Origin of the sequence: Microvirga massiliensis, assembly GCF_001006805.1 — a bacterium.
GTDB lineage: Bacteria > Pseudomonadota > Alphaproteobacteria > Rhizobiales > Beijerinckiaceae > Microvirga > Microvirga massiliensis.
Genome location: NZ_LN811359.1, coordinates 350,028 through 365,180 on the forward strand (window position 1 = coordinate 350,028; position 15,153 = coordinate 365,180).

General features: G+C 62.9%; 17 protein-coding genes and 2 pseudogenes. 9 read left to right on the forward strand and 10 right to left on the reverse strand.

Translation table 11 applies throughout. The annotated features are described in order from the left end of the window. Nucleotides 1-130 precede the first annotated feature (130 nt). Together BN1233_RS27780 and BN1233_RS27785 are read left to right on the forward strand one after the other, a co-directional pair. A pseudogene (locus BN1233_RS27780) lies at nt 131-530 on the forward strand (cupin domain-containing protein). A gap of 139 nt (nt 531-669) precedes the next feature. Next, nucleotides 670-1,131: a carboxymuconolactone decarboxylase family protein gene (locus BN1233_RS27785; protein ID WP_046866857.1), complete on the forward strand. Its 462-nt coding sequence runs from the start codon at nt 670-672 to the stop codon at nt 1,129-1,131. Between the two features lie 554 nt (nt 1,132-1,685). Here the strand turns inward: BN1233_RS27785 and BN1233_RS47340 are convergent. Further along, nucleotides 1,686-1,835, reverse strand: a complete 150-nt coding sequence (locus BN1233_RS47340) for a hypothetical protein (RefSeq protein ID WP_154678300.1) — start codon at nt 1,833-1,835, stop codon at nt 1,686-1,688. A 202-nt stretch (nt 1,836-2,037) separates the two neighbouring features. Between BN1233_RS47340 and BN1233_RS27795 the strand changes: the two genes are divergently transcribed. Then, nucleotides 2,038-2,235: a type II toxin-antitoxin system VapB family antitoxin gene (locus BN1233_RS27795; protein ID WP_046866859.1), complete on the forward strand. Its 198-nt coding sequence runs from the start codon at nt 2,038-2,040 to the stop codon at nt 2,233-2,235. Beyond that, nucleotides 2,232-2,600, forward strand: a complete 369-nt coding sequence (locus tag BN1233_RS27800) for a type II toxin-antitoxin system VapC family toxin (RefSeq protein ID WP_046866860.1) — start codon at nt 2,232-2,234, stop codon at nt 2,598-2,600. Before BN1233_RS27795 ends, BN1233_RS27800 begins: the two co-directional genes overlap by 4 nt. A 743-nt stretch (nt 2,601-3,343) precedes the next feature. Here the strand turns inward: BN1233_RS27800 and BN1233_RS27805 are convergent. The 6 genes from BN1233_RS27805 to BN1233_RS27830 form a co-directional block, all read right to left on the reverse strand. Further along, nucleotides 3,344-4,144: an ABC transporter ATP-binding protein gene (locus tag BN1233_RS27805; RefSeq protein ID WP_046866861.1), complete on the reverse strand. Its 801-nt coding sequence runs from the start codon at nt 4,142-4,144 to the stop codon at nt 3,344-3,346. Then, nucleotides 4,141-5,196 carry a dihydrodipicolinate synthase family protein gene (locus BN1233_RS27810; RefSeq protein ID WP_046866957.1) on the reverse strand — a complete coding sequence of 352 codons (1,056 nt, stop codon included), beginning with the start codon at nt 5,194-5,196 and terminating at the stop codon, nt 4,141-4,143. Before BN1233_RS27810 ends, BN1233_RS27805 begins: the two co-directional genes overlap by 4 nt. Nucleotides 5,197-5,228: 32 nt before the next feature. Further along, nucleotides 5,229-6,065, reverse strand: coding sequence for a GNAT family N-acetyltransferase (locus BN1233_RS27815; RefSeq protein WP_048710219.1), 837 nt, complete (start codon nt 6,063-6,065; stop codon nt 5,229-5,231). After that, nucleotides 6,052-7,095, reverse strand: a complete 1,044-nt coding sequence (locus BN1233_RS27820; protein ID WP_046866862.1) for an NAD-dependent epimerase/dehydratase family protein — start codon at nt 7,093-7,095, stop codon at nt 6,052-6,054. Before BN1233_RS27820 ends, BN1233_RS27815 begins: the two co-directional genes overlap by 14 nt. After that, entirely contained in the window at nt 7,092-7,862 is a 771-nt protein-coding gene (locus BN1233_RS27825; protein WP_046866959.1) for an ABC transporter permease, read from the reverse strand. Before BN1233_RS27825 ends, BN1233_RS27820 begins: the two co-directional genes overlap by 4 nt. 138 nt (nt 7,863-8,000) lie before the next feature. Continuing rightward, nucleotides 8,001-8,669, reverse strand: coding sequence for a TetR/AcrR family transcriptional regulator (locus BN1233_RS27830; protein ID WP_046866863.1), 669 nt, complete (start codon nt 8,667-8,669; stop codon nt 8,001-8,003). 117 nt (nt 8,670-8,786) lie between these two features. Here BN1233_RS27830 and BN1233_RS27835 point away from each other — a divergent pair, with 117 nt between their 5' ends. From BN1233_RS27835 to BN1233_RS27855, 5 genes are all read left to right on the forward strand, one after another. Beyond that, nucleotides 8,787-9,779 (forward strand): ABC transporter substrate-binding protein, encoded by a 993-nt coding sequence (locus tag BN1233_RS27835; RefSeq protein ID WP_046866864.1) that lies wholly within the window; start codon nt 8,787-8,789, stop codon nt 9,777-9,779. Between the two features lie 347 nt (nt 9,780-10,126). After that, the gene (locus BN1233_RS49920) at nt 10,127-10,318 is read left to right on the forward strand and encodes a M20/M25/M40 family metallo-hydrolase (protein WP_074078368.1); all 192 of its coding nucleotides are present in this window, start codon (nt 10,127-10,129) and stop codon (nt 10,316-10,318) included. A gap of 468 nt (nt 10,319-10,786) precedes the next feature. After that, nucleotides 10,787-11,704 (forward strand): DMT family transporter, encoded by a 918-nt coding sequence (locus BN1233_RS27845; protein WP_046866866.1) that lies wholly within the window; start codon nt 10,787-10,789, stop codon nt 11,702-11,704. A 497-nt stretch (nt 11,705-12,201) separates the two neighbouring features. Then, the gene (locus BN1233_RS47350; RefSeq protein ID WP_048710216.1) at nt 12,202-12,528 is read left to right on the forward strand and encodes a hypothetical protein; all 327 of its coding nucleotides are present in this window, start codon (nt 12,202-12,204) and stop codon (nt 12,526-12,528) included. Continuing rightward, nucleotides 12,528-12,893: a hypothetical protein gene (locus BN1233_RS27855; RefSeq protein ID WP_046866868.1), complete on the forward strand. Its 366-nt coding sequence runs from the start codon at nt 12,528-12,530 to the stop codon at nt 12,891-12,893. Before BN1233_RS47350 ends, BN1233_RS27855 begins: the two co-directional genes overlap by 1 nt. Nucleotides 12,894-12,960: 67 nt before the next feature. Here BN1233_RS27855 and BN1233_RS27860 read toward each other — a convergent pair whose 3' ends face one another. The 3 genes and pseudogenes from BN1233_RS27860 to BN1233_RS51210 all read right to left on the reverse strand — a co-directional run. Then, nucleotides 12,961-13,368, reverse strand: coding sequence for a hypothetical protein (locus BN1233_RS27860; protein ID WP_147707591.1), 408 nt, complete (start codon nt 13,366-13,368; stop codon nt 12,961-12,963). Nucleotides 13,369-13,536: 168 nt separating this feature from the next. Then, nucleotides 13,537-14,652 (reverse strand): SMP-30/gluconolactonase/LRE family protein, encoded by a 1,116-nt coding sequence (locus BN1233_RS27865; protein ID WP_244471037.1) that lies wholly within the window; start codon nt 14,650-14,652, stop codon nt 13,537-13,539. 183 nt (nt 14,653-14,835) lie between these two features. Then, a pseudogene (locus tag BN1233_RS51210) lies at nt 14,836-15,016 on the reverse strand (hypothetical protein); the annotation flags it as partial. Nucleotides 15,017-15,153: the final 137 nt, after the last annotated feature.

Consider the following 15,153-nt stretch of genomic DNA (forward strand, 5'->3'; position numbering starts at 1 on the left):
GTCTCCTGAATGCAGCTCAACGAGAGAATACCTGATGCAGCCTCGCCTCGATCCCTTCACAGACGTAACGCCCAACCCAGGACTCAACAACCAACTCCCAAGGCTCGCCCAATCGAAGTCTTTCGGCGTGATGGCAGCGATCGCGGCACTCACCCTTGTTTCAGGCGCGGCCCTGGCGCAGTCTGCACCGCGCGGCACCGTCACCCCGGCCTTCCGCGAAGCGATCCCGAACATTCCGGGCAAGAGCATCGTTGCCGTGGTGGTCAGCTATCCCCCCGGGTGGGAAGACGCCGCCGCATCGTCACGCGCGTTCGGCCTTCGTCACGGCCTATGTGCTGTCAGGAGCAATCCGCAGTCAGGTGGATGATGGGCCGGTGCAGGTCTTCCGGGCCGGCGAAAGCTGGTCCGAACGGCCCGGGGCGCATCACACGATCAGCGAGAACGCCAGCACCACCGAGCCCGCAAAGCTCCTCGCCATCTCCGTGGTCGACACGAACGACACCGAGCTCACGACCTTTGACGGGCAGTGACACGGCGCAGGCAAAGATTTCTGACGCATATCACTCCACCCCTGATTTCGTTCGACGAAAGACGATCGCGGCAGGTCACGAACGACAGAGCTGCGTCGTCTCTATCCCGTGACAGTTATTCAACCCAGGAGAACGCTTGATGCAGCCTCGCCTCGATCCCTTCGCGGTCGCCCCTGCCATGATGAAGCCCATGCTGGCACTCGAGAACGCCGTGAAGACCAGCGGGCTCGAGATGAGCCTGATTGATCTGGTCAAAATCCGTGCCTCCCAGATCAATGGATGCGCCTACTGCATCCACATGCACACACGCGACGCGCGTGCCGCCGGAGAAAGCGAGGAGCGGCTCTATCTGCTGTCAGCTTGGCGGGAGTCATCACTCTACACTCCGCGCGAGCGGGCCGCGCTGGCCTGGACGGAAGCGCTGACCCTGGTGGCCGAGATCCATGCTCCGGACGCGGACTATCAGGAACTGCGCCGCCACTTCACCGAGGAGGAGATCGTCAAGCTCACCCTGCTGATCGGGACCATCAATGTCTGGAACCGGATCGCGATCGGCTTCCGGAGCCAACATCCAACAGACAAAACCGCCAAAGCTGCCTGAGGCGGGGGCCGGCGACTCCGTCGACTTCATGGCAAAACGCCTGGAAACGATGGATGGCTTCGATCCCTGTGATCAGGTCTCCTGTTCCAGGAACGGACTCGCGGCCCGCACTGCAGGAGCGCACGACGGAGAAAGCTCGAGGAGCACAGCATCGGGCCTCGACGAGCCGACCCAAAGCTCGAACGTCGTCCCAACGGCCCATACCGGATCGTTGAGCGCACGATTTACAATGAGCGGCGCCGCCGCCCGCGCACACGTCGCCACGTCCGTCACGATGGCTTGCGGCGCACGGGCGGCCGCGAGCCTTTCAGCGATTTCGGCCTGAACGGGGTCGATGATGAAGAACGCGACCAGGGCAGCGATGAGGTCCTGCTTGGGGCGGCCTGCCCAGAAGCCGGCGAGGATGTCGGGCAGGGTCCGACATCGCGAGAGCGCCGGCTGCGCTCGCCAGAGGGGCTCGGACCACGGGGTGAGGCTCAGGTAAGGACGAGCCTGTCCATTAGCAAGCGCTTCGGGGCCGCTGGAGTAGCTCTACGCCTCACGCCTCGACCTGATCAGGTCCAGGTTTCCGACGCACACACCAAGGCGAAGAGGCCGAGGATTCCGCCGAGTTCGGCTATCGTTCTCAGGATGGGAACAGGGTCGTCCGACAGATAGGTCCATCCGCCGAGCACGAGAATGATGAGCATGGCCCACCACGCCATGGATACTCTCCCCTTGTGGCATTCTCCCCAGCGCCGAGCGTCGTATAGCAACGCTTGGCCTTATTACGCAACGGCAGCTCCGGACCACGAGGCTGGAACCCAGATGCAAAGCAAGGCGCCCCACCGGCTAAGGGCTGCGGCCGACATTTGGATCGTCATCATTTGATGCTATCTAACGTGCCTCTACAAGGAGGCTGCCCGGATGAGAACGACGATTGCCCTGGATGACGAGCTCGTCGCAAAGGCCCAGGCGCTCACCGGCCTCCAGGAGAAGTCGGCCTTGGTGCGCGAAGCGTTGAAAGCCCTTGTCGAGCGGGAGAGTGCCCGCCGGCTGGCCCGCCTGGGTGGCAGTGAACCTGATCTCAAGCCGGTCCCGCGCAGGCGGGCTGACGCCCGGTGATCCTCGTCGATACCTCGGTCTGGATCGATCATCTCAAGGGTGGCGATGCCGCCTTGGCTGGCCTGCTAGAGAACGGACGCGTGCTGGCGCACCCCTTTGTGATTGGCGAGATTGCCCTCGGCAGCCTGCGCCAACGCAGTACTGTTCTGACTTCCTTGCGCGACCTGCCAAAGACCATCGTAGCCAATGACAATGAAGTCCTGCTGTACATCGAGCGGGAGAAACTCTTCAACACCGGGATCGGCTATGTCGACGCCCACCTGCTGACAGCGGCAAAACTCACGCCGGGCACCTTGCTGTGGACCCGTGATAGACGGCTACGGGAGGCAGCGATGCGGCTGGAACTCTCTGCAAAGCTGAGTTGACGAGCGAAATGAGGATCCTCTCCAGAAGGTTGCTGAGCACGCCAACATCGCCGTCCCAGGCCAATCTAACGGCTGCTCGGTGTTCATCCGGAGCACCCCGTCGGTTGTGTCAAGGCGCTCAAGGCCGAGGCGGTGGAACCTTGGCCATACGGCGGCGGCGTGGACGCGGGGGATTTCATCACCGGCTGATTTCATCACCGAACCGGGTCCCCGCCGCGCTTACCGCGTAGTGACGGGTGCACGGCACGGCCCCTCCATCACTTGCGGCCAGGAAGATCTCTGGTCTCTCCTGCCCTGCGACCGTTGTAGCAAGGTGCCAGCCCAGGGTGAGGTGCGTATGGCTGGCGTAATCATGCCCAGCGCTACCCGCTTGAACTGTCCTTACAGGCGGGCTTGCCATTTCAACCCTCGGCTATCGCGTAGGAGCCGCCCTCCCCGACCGCGGACGCACCGTTGACAGCCCCGGGGAAGCAGGTGCCCCGAAGGTGCGCCTGAACTCGCGGGCGAAGTGCGGCTGGTCGGCGAGAACTTTGGTGTGGGCATCTCGGCTACCGGCGCCATCTCAGCCCCACTGAGCACAAAGCATCTGAGGAGCGTCGGGTCTGTAGACCGTTTAGCGCGCTCTGTGAGGGTACGAATCTTTTCAGGGAAAAATTACTGCGGGAGGGCCGGCGGTTGAACGTGTGTAAGCTGTCCCTGAAAGACTGGAGAGGGACCGACGCTTGCGTCGTGCTTCTTGGAGATCAGTCCATCCCGAGCAAGCGATAAATCCTTTTCGTATAGACGCCGAACGCCTCGGTGGTTTTGACGTCGAGAGTCCGCGGGAACGGCAGGTCGATCTCGAAGTAGTCGGCCATGCGGGCAGGACCGGCGGTCAGTACCGCGCAGTGCGAGCCGAGGAATACCGCCTCCTGAATTGAGTGGGTGACGAAGATGATCGTCTTCCGGCTCTGTTGCCAGATCCGCAGCATCTCCAGGTTCATCTTCTCGCGCGTGAGGGCATCGAGGGCGCCAAAGGGCTCGTCCATGAGGATGAGCTTTGGGTCGTGCACGAGAGCGCGAGCGATGGAGGCCCGCTGTTGCATGCCTCCGGAGAGTTCGTATGGGTATTTGTCCTCGGAGCCCGCTAGTCCGACCATCGCCAGGAGATCACGGGCGCGCACTTCGGATTCCCGGCGGGGCAGCCCTAGGATCTCGGCCGGCAGCATGACGTTCTGTAGGACGGTGCGCCATTTCAGCAGGAGTGCCTGCTGGAACACCATGCCGATATCCCGCCCCGCTACAAAGGCCGATGCGCTGTTGCCGATCCGGACCTCGCCCTCGTCGGCCTGGTGCAGATCGGCGAGAATCCTCATGAGGGTGCTCTTGCCGCAGCCACTCGGGCCCACAAGGGAAACGAGATCGCCCTCCGCGACGTCCATGGTAACGTTGGAGATGGCAATCGATTCCCGCCCGCCCGACCGGTAGGCTTTCCGGACGCCTTTGAGTCGGATCATCGGCTCGGGTGCGGTGTTGCGCTCGATCAAGACCGAGGTCGCGCTCATGACAGCCACCGCTCCAGGTTTGCGGCCACGAATGCGTCATCCGAGAGGTCCGCGTGCTCGCGGCTGACCCGGTCGATTTCCTCTGCCTGGCCGGGGCTCAGCCCCTCGTTGCGGTCGATGCACCAGGTGCCCTCGAGGAGCCCCTGCCGCCGCAAAACCTCGTGGCAGCCGGCGATGCAGCCGTGGAAATCGTTCGCCACATCGAAGAACACCGCGTTGCAGTCGGTGACACGGGAGTCGAGGGCGAGTATCTCCTGCGGGATCGGCCCGGCCGCAACAGCCTCCTGGAGTCTCGCCAGCATCCTGACCGCATTGCGAGTCCACACCGACCAATGACCGAGAAGTCCGCCCCGGAAGCGTACCGTCACGGGCACTCCGTCCCGAATGACGGTAAAGGGTGTCGTCAGGTCTAGCACGATATGATCGTCATTGCCGGTGTAGAGGGTTACCCGCTCCTCCGCCCGCGCTGCGACAAGTCCGCGGATCACGTCCAAGGTGCGATAGCGATGGAATGGTGCAACCTTAATGGCGACCACGTTATCGATGGCTGCGAAGCGCTCCCAGAACGCGGCATCGAGCGTCATTCCGCCCACCGCCGGCTGAAGATAGAAGCCGACCAATGGGATCTCCTCGGCGATGCGCTCGCAATGCTCGATGATGGTGTCGCTGCTCGCGCCCTTGAAAGCCGAGAGGCTGAGAAGGCCCGCATGGTAGCCAAGCCCGACTGCCGTGCGCGCCTCCGTAATCGCCTGCTCGGTCCTGCCGCACACGCCCGCCACCATTACCAGCGGTCGGTCCGTCCAGGCACGGCTGTCTTCCACCGCGGCGGCGAGGACAGGCTCATAAAGGCCGATGTCCCGGATCGCGAACTGCGTCGTGTGAACCCCGACCGCGAGCCCGCCCACGCCGGCATCCAAGTAGTAGCGGGTGAGCGCTCGCTGGCGGCGGCGGTCAAACCGCCGCTCAGAATCGAGGGCGAGGGGATGGGCTGGGATCGCGCAGCCCTTGCGCAGAAGGTCGAGAATCTCGGCCGCGAGTTGAGAATGGTGCAAAGCCATGCGAGGCGTCCCCTTGCGAGAAGCAGTTATCCGAGTTCGGGTCCGGCAGCGACGAAGAGGTGCTGCGGGTTGCCGAATGGCAAAGCGCGGCGGCGCGCCATGCGCAGAAACGACCGCTGCACCGTGAAGCCGCGCTGCTCCAGGATTGCCGATAGGGCAGTCCAGCGGTCAGCGAGATCCAGAAAAATCGGGCCTTTAATGGAGCCGATCGCCGCCTCAAGGAGGCGGGCTGCGACCGCCTGACTGGCAGCGACGACCGGTCCGATCTGCGTCGCGAGCCGGCCGGGCCGGGCGAGAACGAAGCCGGTGTGATCGTGCGTGACGAAAGCGTACTGCGGAACCCGGCGGAATAGGCTTCCGAGCAGGAAGGACCGGTTCGCCCCAAAGGCTTCTGCATCCATTGCAGTCACTGTAGGTAGGTCGCTGGCCGCCATCGCGCGGGCACTGTCTGGTACGGCCTTCTCACCACGCCCCTGCCAGCGGGTGAGGCCGAAAATCGGTTCGAAGCCCAACGGGCGGTAAACCCGTTCGCCCGCAGGCGTCGCGTCGAGTACCGGAACCAGCCCCCGACGGTCCAAGTGCTCAAGGCATGAAGTGAGGATTTGCGTTCCGAGGCGCTGCTCCCTGCGGGCTTGCGTCACCAGTACCATGCTGATCCACGCGAAGCCGTCCGCGTAGGGCAGGACGGCGCCGGTCGCGACCGGCCGCCCGTCCTCAAGGATGCCGAAGACCGTGCCGCGCTCGAGGAAGAGCAGCCAGTCGTCGGCCGTCTGGTTCCAGCCAGCTTCGACCGACAAAGCCAGACAGTCGGCGAGATGGCTTTGGTCGAGCGGCGCCGGCCGGACCGCATCAGTAAGTGCCATCGCGAACCTCAAAATGTGTCGGCTTTCCGAGGTTCGGCTTGTCATTCGCGACCCAATGCGCAACCCAGTCGATCATGCGGGCGAGAGGCACCGTCGGGTAACCGAAGATGCCGGACGCTTCCGCCGTGTTGACGAGCCAAGCGGTGGGCGCCTCCGTACCAACGATCTGCGGCACCTTGCCGAGGCGGTTGCCAAACGCTTTGGCGAGCCAGCGAATTGAGGTTGTTTCCGGTCCCGACACGTTGATGGGGCTTGTCGGGGTCGTGGCGTGCCGCAAACACCGGAGGGCCTGCGCATTCGCGTCGCCCTGCCAGATGACGTTCACGTGACCCATGGTGACGTCCACTGGCTCGTCGTCACGAACCTTCCGGGCCACGTCGAACAGGACGCCGTACCTAAGATCGATGGCATAGCTCAGACGGAAAATCCGGCCTGGTGTTCCGTAGAGATTGGAGAAGTGCTCGAAGATGCGCTCGCGTCCAATGCACGAGAATGCGTATTCCCCGGGCGGATTCAGTACGCTGTCCTCAGTGGCGCCCTGGCTGCCAATCCCAACGAATGGATAGACGCAAGCGGTCGAGAAGGCGACTATACGGGAGTCGCGGAAGGTCTCCGCGACAATTCCGGGCACGTGCACGTTCATGGCCCAGGTGAGGGCTTGATTGCCTTGCGCCCCGAACTTACGGCCGGCCATGAAGATTACGTTCTTGGCACGCGGAAGCGCCTCGACGGCCGCCCGGTCGGTCAGGTCGCACGGGACCGCCTCGACGCCGTTCGCCTCGAGCTCCTGGCGCAGGCCTGGCTCGCTGAAGCGGGCAACGCCAATCACCCTCTTGTCAGAAGCGGCATTTCGGGCGAGCCGCGCCAGCGTCGGGCCCATCTTGCCGCCAACCCCCAGCACCATGATGTCGCCGTCGATCGCCGCAAGGTCTGCCACGAGGGCGCTCGTCGGGGTCGCCATGAAGGCGTCAACCTCCTCCGATCGGTCGAGCCTAGCGGGAAGGGGCGCCTCGTTGAGCCAAACAGTCATTTCATCCTCGCGTCTTTGGTGACCAGAAGGTGCTCCATCAGCAGCACCGACAAATAAAGGCCGATGCCGAGGAGCGTGAGCAGGACGACCGCCATGAACATGGCCGGCGTATCCAGGGAGGCTTGGACCTGGATCATCAGGTAGCCGAGGCCGCGCTCCGACGCGATGAACTCACCTACAACCGCACCGGCCACGGCCAGAATGGCCGCCACCTTCATCCCGGCGAAGATGTATGGGAGGGAGCCGGGCAGCTGGATGTAGCGGAAGGCCTGCCATCGGGAGCCCTTCAGCGAACGCACCAGGTCGAGAATGTCGGGCTCGACCTCGTTGAGCCCGCGTACCGTGGTGAGCAGGATCGGGAAAAGGCAGAGCGTGAAAGTAATCAGGATGTTGGTGCCGATCCCATAGCTGAACCAGACGATGACGAGCGGTCCGAGGGCCACCTTCGGAATCATGTTCAGAGTGACGAGCAGCGGAAATACGAGCAGCGTCAGAAGCCGCGACCACGAGAACAGGAGAGCCAGCACCACGCCCACCACGACGGCGAGCGCGTAGCCGCCGAAAATCTCGAGACCCGTCACGAAGGTGTTGTCGAGCCAGCCATAGGTCGGCTTGGCGAGGGAAGCGAGAATTGCAGAGGGCGCGGGCAGGACGAAGGATGGCACTGGGAAGATGGTGACCAGGACCTCCCAGAGCACCACGACGCCGATGTGCACTGCCGCGATGATGAGCCACCGCCGATATGTTGCGGCATTCTCGGCGGCGATCGGCGGCGAGGCGCGGGTTTCGATGGCGTCCAGGCTGCTGCTCATGGGGTCTCCCGGCACATCATGATGCCTAGACGCTACCGCAGGCGGTCGCGATCAATCAACCACCTGGTTGGTTGAAAAAAATGTGGCCAGGCTTCAAGTGGCGTCTGGTCGCAGGGCCGATAGCGCGAACTTCACGACGTGTTTGCGCCGCACCGCCACCGCCTTCGGACTGCCGAGATCCTTGCTGAAGATCGCCGACAACGTGCGGTTGTTCGAGAAGAAAAAGTACGACAGCGCAGCGATCGAGATGTAGAGGTCGATTGGGTCGAGGTCCTTGCGGAACACGCCCTCGCGCACGCCGCGGTCGAGGGACTCGCGGATGAGCTCGACGAGCGGCGAGTGCATCGACTGCACCTTGGGCGAGCCATTCAGGTGGAACGCGCCGTAGCGGTTCTCGTCGCTTAGAAGCGCAATGAATTCAGGGTGGTGGAGAAGGTAGTCGAACGAGAAGGTGACCAGCCTTTCCATGGCCTTGGTGGGAGGCAGTTTAGCCAGATTGAGCGCCCGTTCACGCGTCCGGATCTGCCCGTAGACCTCTTCGAGGGCCGCCCGGAACAGATCATCCTTGTTGCCGAAATAATGATAGACGAGCTGTTTGTTGACGCCCGCGCGGCGAGCGATCTCGTCCACTCGGGCCCCAGCCCGGCCCTTGCTGGCGAACTCGGCGATCGCCGCCTCCAGCAGCGCGCGGCGAGATCCTTCTGGGTTTCGCCGCGTCTGTCGCTCGCCTGCCCGGGACTGGTTGCCCAAATCGTCTGCCATCGAAGGTCTCATCTTCTGCTTCGTCAACCAACTAGTTGATCGGAGTTCGTCGTTAAGGCTAGTCTTTTCTCACAGGTCGGCGCCAGGATGGGTCGACAGGATGGAGAGGCTATCAACATGACGAAGTTTGCGTCCATTGCCGCTCTCGTGGCGACGCTGATGGCTCCCGGCGCCGCATCCGCCGCGGAAAAGGTGAACCTCGTGCTCAACTGGGTGCCCACCGCCGATCATTCCCCATACTATTACGCTAAGGCTCAAGGCTGGTATGAGCAGGTCGGAATCGATCTCACCATCGAGACCGGAAAAGGCTCGGGCGTCTCCGCGCAACGCGTGGGCGCCGGCACTTCCGAAATCGGCATCTCAGATCTTGCAACCTCGCTCCTTGCCCGTGGCAAGGGGGCGAACCTCGTGGCGGTTATGGCCGTCTATGCGAATTCCCCGCAGGGTTTTTACTGGTTGAAGAGCAGCGGCATTACTGGCCCGAAGGACTTTCCCGGCAAGAAGATCGGCAACCCTCCAGGTGACGCCTCACGCGTGATGTGGCCGGCCTTCGCCAAGCAGGTCGGCATCGATCCGGCGTCGGTCAGCTTCGTCAACGTGAGCCCGCAGGCCAAGATGCCGTCGCTCAAGAGCAAGGCCATCGACATTACGAGCGACTTCTACAACGAGCATGACCTCAAGGTCCGCGAGTTCGGCGGCGATCTCGGCTTTCTCGCCTGGCGCAACGTTGGCATCAATCCGTACGGCAACTCGATCATTGTCAACGGCGATTTCCTGCAGAAGAACCGCGATTTGGTAAAGGCTTTCACGCAGGTGAGCCAAAAGGCGTTCGCCGCCTGCGTGCAGGATGTGGGGCCTTGCCTCAAGGCCCTCATGGCGACCGTCAGCGGGCTCGACGAGGCGAACCAGCGAGACCAGTGGAACCGAATCAAGGAGTTGATGCGGGATCCCACCACTACCACCGTGGCACTCGGCGCCTTCAACCCGGAACGGGTGAAGAGCGATCACGAGATGGTCAAGTCCTACTTCGGCTTGGAACAGTCTTTCGATGCTGCGTCCATCTACACGAACGACTTTCTCGACCAATCCGTGAAGATGCCGGTGCAGTAAGGCGCAACTGGTCGGTCCTGGGTGGTTCCGCCCAGGACCGGGTTCAAGACAATAGTACAGGGAGAAGCATTTCGTGAATGCGGACGAACTCACCGAGGCGGTAGTCTGGCGAGACGACCTGCACCGCCACCCGGAACCCGCGCTCGAGGCGCATCGGACCGCCAGGTTCGTCACACAAAATCTCGCGTTCTTCGGGCTCAAGGTATCCACAGAGCTTGGCGGCACGGGTCGTCAACACGTTGTCTCGTGGCTCGTCCCGGCACGGCATTGGCAGCAGGGCCGACGTGGATGCGCTACGGGTCCAGGAGATCGGCGACCCACCCTATAAGCCCACGACGCCTGGCTAGATGCACGCTTGCGGCGACGACGGACACACAGCGATACTCCTTGCGGCCGCTCGCGCCTGCGCGCAGTCGGCGGACTTCGGCGGGACCATTCATTTCATCTTTCAGCCGCCTGAAGAAAATGAAGGCGGCGCCCGGCACACTGCGAGGGTTACTTTCGGACGCCGACAAGACTGCCACCACCCCGCGCGGTAAGATGCTTCCGCACCAACGTTGTCGGGTTCATTGACGAGGAGGATCACCTGCAAATTGAAGATCGTGTTGATAACATGCTCACCGCTAGAGGCTTTAATATTACCCGAAGGAGCGCGTCCCCTGGATGCGACCTGGCATAAGCCCTAGCTGCCATTGAAGCCATGAGAAAAAACGGTTGAAATTGAAGTTCTTAGCTCGAAAAAGTGGCCGGTATTGCGAAGTCCTTAGTCGGAAACATGCTGCAAATTTTCAGCTTAGAACTTCCATTTGAAGTCAGGACCTGAAAGCCAAAACGGTACGGCCCCAGGCATTCAGTGTGTGACATCGCTCAGTAGCAGTCGGCTCAGCGCCACTGCGCGAGCTGGTCCGGACATTGAACAATCAGCTTCTCCCGAACCGCGGTGCGCCTTCCCGGTGCCTCATCGCCCACTAGGATAGCATGGCACGGCGGACGGGTGGGAGATAACGATGGCGGAGCGGCATGGCGCCGGGGCGGGACGGCTTGCGGCCTTCGCCGTGATGGCCCTGATCTGGGGCCTGACCTGGTGGCCCATGAAGCTCGCTGCCGAGGCTGTGCCGCCGATCTTCCTGGCGGTGGTGCGCTTCGTGCTCGCCGGCCTCTGCTATCTCGCGGTCGTGCTCGCGAAAGGCTTGCCACTCCGGTTGGAGCAGCCGATCCGCGTCATCTGGGCCGCGCTCCTCATCACCACGGGCTGCTATGCGCTCGTGTTCTGGGGCGTGGCGCGCGCCCCGAGCGGCTTGTCGGCGATCGTCAACCTCGCGCTGCTGCCGATCTTCGTAATCCTCGTCGGCGCGCTCTACGGGCAGGAGCCGATCACGGTGCGCCGCCTCGGAGCGATCGGGCTCGGCGTTGCCGGCCTAGTTCTGCTCTTCTCCGGGCGCACGGGCCCGGCGCAGGACGGCGCGGCCCTGGGCCTCGGTGCGGTCGCGGCAGGCACCTTGAGCTATGCCTGGGGCGCGGTGGTCAGCCGGCCCCTGATGCAGGCGATGCATCCCCTGGCACTGGCCTTCTGGGAGACCAGCCTCGGCGCACTCGGCCTCGCGCTCGTGTCGATCCTGGTGGAGGGCTACGATCCGGCAGGCTTTGCAGCCCTCGCCGACGGACGCGTGCTGCTGGGCTTGAGCGTGCTCGTGCTCGGGGGCTCGCTCGGGGCCTTCTCGATCTATCTCTGGCTGGTGCGCGACTGGGGCGCCTTCCGGGCCGGGCTCTATGCCTTCGTGAGCCCGGTCGTGGCGGTTGCCGTGGGCGTCGTCTTTGCGCACGAGGCCTTCGGCTGGCCGGAGGGGCTCGGCATGGGCGTGATGCTCGCCGCCACGGCACTCGCACTCTGCGAGGGCGAGCGGCACTCACGGGAAGCTGCCTGAACAGCGCTCGCAGGCGCGCTGGTGCGTAGGTCCGGGACGGTCGGGCGCAAGGGTGGAACCGAGCGGAAACGAACCACATCGTGGAGACTCTCGTCGCCGGCGGCACGACGATGTCCACGCGACGACAGGCGCCGCCTTCCAGAATCGTCTGAGGGGACTGTCCTCTCGCTGTCCCGACCGCCACCCGCTCAACGTTCTGCAGTCGACAGCCAAGTGATCAGGCTCGAGATGCTCCGGAGTGCTACGATCAGCGCGTGATCATCGCCGCGGCTGCTGACTAGGGACTCCAATGCTACCCAATGACGAGCGGAACGCCATTGAGGCGATGATGCGCGATGCGGATGTGCTTGACGACTCGAAGGGTGGGACGCGCACCGGCGAGGAGGACGGCGCGCTTCACCCAAGCGCTCCCAAGCGCGAGCGTGGTGCTTATAAGCAAGTTAAGAATCGGCCGGCCGTCCCAGTCCACTGAGCCCTACGGCCCACAGGAAGCCGCCTTGGCGAGGCTCCGGAGAGATGGCGGCCCACCCGATCATGCGCGAAGACAGCGACGTGCGCCGCCAGTTGATACAGGCGGATACGATGACATCAGCCGAGAAGATCCGCCTGGCGGGGACCGCAACCGATCGCGTCAGGCACAGGTCTGGAAGGCCCTCGAGGCGCTGGAGCATTTCGAGGGCAGCATCATGAACGTGCGCGAGGCCGATTCCGACGTCCATCGCGAACGTGCGGTGCTCGCGGCCGCTCGGGAGGCGCTCAAACAGGCAGAGCGGATCCTGCAGGAGACGCAATGGCCGACGGATGCGGATTACGACACCGTCTGATGTCGATCTACTGGAAGCGAACCGCCGACGTGTATCCCGACGCCGGCTACGGGCCAAATACCTTCATGGCCTTCGATCCGCAGGTGCGCTTCCCGCGCTTTCACATGGGGACAGGCGACAAGACGATCGGCAACGTGCATCTGATCCAGGGCGGTCCCCAGGACGGACGGTGGCACTGGTCGATGACCGTGTCGCTGCCCGGCCCGCGCTATGGCCCGCCTACCAACGGGACCAAGCCGACGAGAGGCGCAGCGGGACGGCGCGTCGTCGAGGTCTACCGGCATCACCTGTCCACGCGTCCGGAGCAGTATGCGATCTGGAGCTGCAACATGGTGAGAAACACCAAGTCCAGGGTGGGCTTCTGATCCACCCTGCTGAAGGTGTGTGCAAGGGCGCACTGGCTGGGTCAGAGATCTTGGTAAGCCTGAGCTCCTATGCCAGCCAATGACCCGCTGAAGCCAGGAAGATATCTAAGACGCCGTTGGTATCGTCCGGGACGAGATTCGAGGCGTTGCTCTCGAAGGTCACGTAGCGGTCACTGGCCGAAATCGCGGGTTCGCCGCTGAAGCCGTTTCCTTCCGTGCCGTCGCTGGCGAGAGAGACGCGCTCGACCTGGAAGGGCCTGTCGCAAAGTTTGTGAGCAGGTGAAAAGGTGGTCGGATTGGATTGGTCGCCGGACTGGGTTGCCCTCGTGTGGTCCCCGGGAAATCCGGTCTCATCCCGCCAACGCCACGGCCATTTGCAAACTTTGCGACAGGCCCCCTTGCGGCCTGCTTCGGACTTCAAAAAGTTAATGAAGCCTGAAAACCGGGCCGGTCCAGCCCACTTCATGACCATCAACAGAGTTTGCGACGGGCCCGGCCGATCGCGTGGATGCGGTCGAGGAAGTCTGCTTCGGACTTCCTCAGGTTTACAAAGTCTGAAAACGAGGCCGGACCAGCCCCTCCTGCGACCTCCAGAAGTGTTTTCGACAGGCCCGATTAAGTCACGGCTGATGTCTCGGAGCCGTCATGGCTTCAGAGCGCCCTGCGCACTCGTGTAAACTGCGTAGAGCGATGTTGAGCCGCAGATGTAAAGTCTATTTCGTTGCTGACCGCCGAAGCACATGTTGGCGACAGTTTCCGGTATGTGGATCTTTCCGAGCAGATCGCCGTCTGGAGTGTAGCAGCGCACGCCGTCCTCGTTGGGATCGCCCCAACCGACGGAGCACCAAAGGCGCCCGGCAGTGTCGCAGCGCACCCCGTCGGTAATGCTGGGCTTGGGCATTTCCGCAAAGACCTTGCTGTTCGAAAGCTTTCCGGCCCCGAGATCCACGTCGAACACGCGAATATGCGACGGGTTGTCCGGCCCATCCGTGAAGCCGGTATCGCAGATATAGAGCTTCTTCTCGTCAGGCGAGAAGCAAAGGCCGTTCGGCTCCACGAAGTCATCGACGACCACCTTGATGTCACCGGATTTCGGATCCACCCGGTAGACGTTGTGCTTCTCCTGCTCGGGCTCGGCCTTGATGCCCTCGTAATAGCCGCCAATCCCGTAGGCGGGATCGCTGAACCAGATCGAACCGTCGGCCGCGACGACCGCGTCATTCGGCGAGTTGAGCTTCTTGCCATTATACTTGTCGGCGATAATCGTGATCGAGCCATCGAGTTCGGTCCGGGTGACCCGTCGGCCGCTATGTTCGCAAGTGATCAGGCGTCCTTCGCGGTCGATCGTGTTGCCGTTCGAGTTCATCGACGGTTGGCGGAATACGCTGACGTGACCGTCATCCTCCGAAAAACGCATGATGCGGTTGTTGGGAATGTCGCTGAACAGCACGTAGCGGCCAGCCGGGAAGTAAACCGGACCCTCGGCCCAGCGGAACCCGGTTGCGACGCGCTCGACCGCCATGGTGCCGGCGAAAGCCGGGAAACCGCTAGGTCCGAACGAAACCTGGGGCTTTTTGAGAGACTCCAGGTGTGAATCCGGATAGCGGCTCCCGGGTAGTGGTCCTAAGGGCAGCGGAGCGGTTGGCGGGGTTGGAGCGCCCGTTTGGCCGAATGGCGTTACGGTTTCCGCCGAGGCCGCTTTCATGGTTACGGCCGCCGCGGCAGCCGCCGTTGTCGCCAAAAATGCGCGTCTGTTCATTGTTACCTCCCTGGAAATGTTCATCCGAACTCCTACCGAAGAGGACCGCTCGGTCGGTTCAGGCCGAGCGGAAAGAGTAGAGGTCACTGGCCGTCGAGACAGGCAGCCCCGACGGCGCACGAAGACTACTTCGGCCCGCGGCCTCTTCCGCGTCCCGTCGCGTGGGCCTTCCCGTTGCTGTTGCTGCTCCCGTTGCCCCCGATACGGCAATGGCCTCCGAGGTCAGCGACGTGGACAGCAGCATGGTGACGGCGGGCGGCACCGTGACACCAAATTTCCCACACCTCTTCAGGAACTCACGACGATCATCGTCGCTGGATGGAACCTGATCATCTGTGGGGAGGGGAGTCGGTTCACGTTCTATAGGGACTTTCCTTGGGTGCCGATGGCAAAGCCCATCCACCCCAGATCACAGTAGTCGATTCTCACGTAGAGGCAGAGGAATCCAAAAGTAGTAGCAGACTGGGCGACGGTTTACACATGAACGATTGCGAGAAGGGT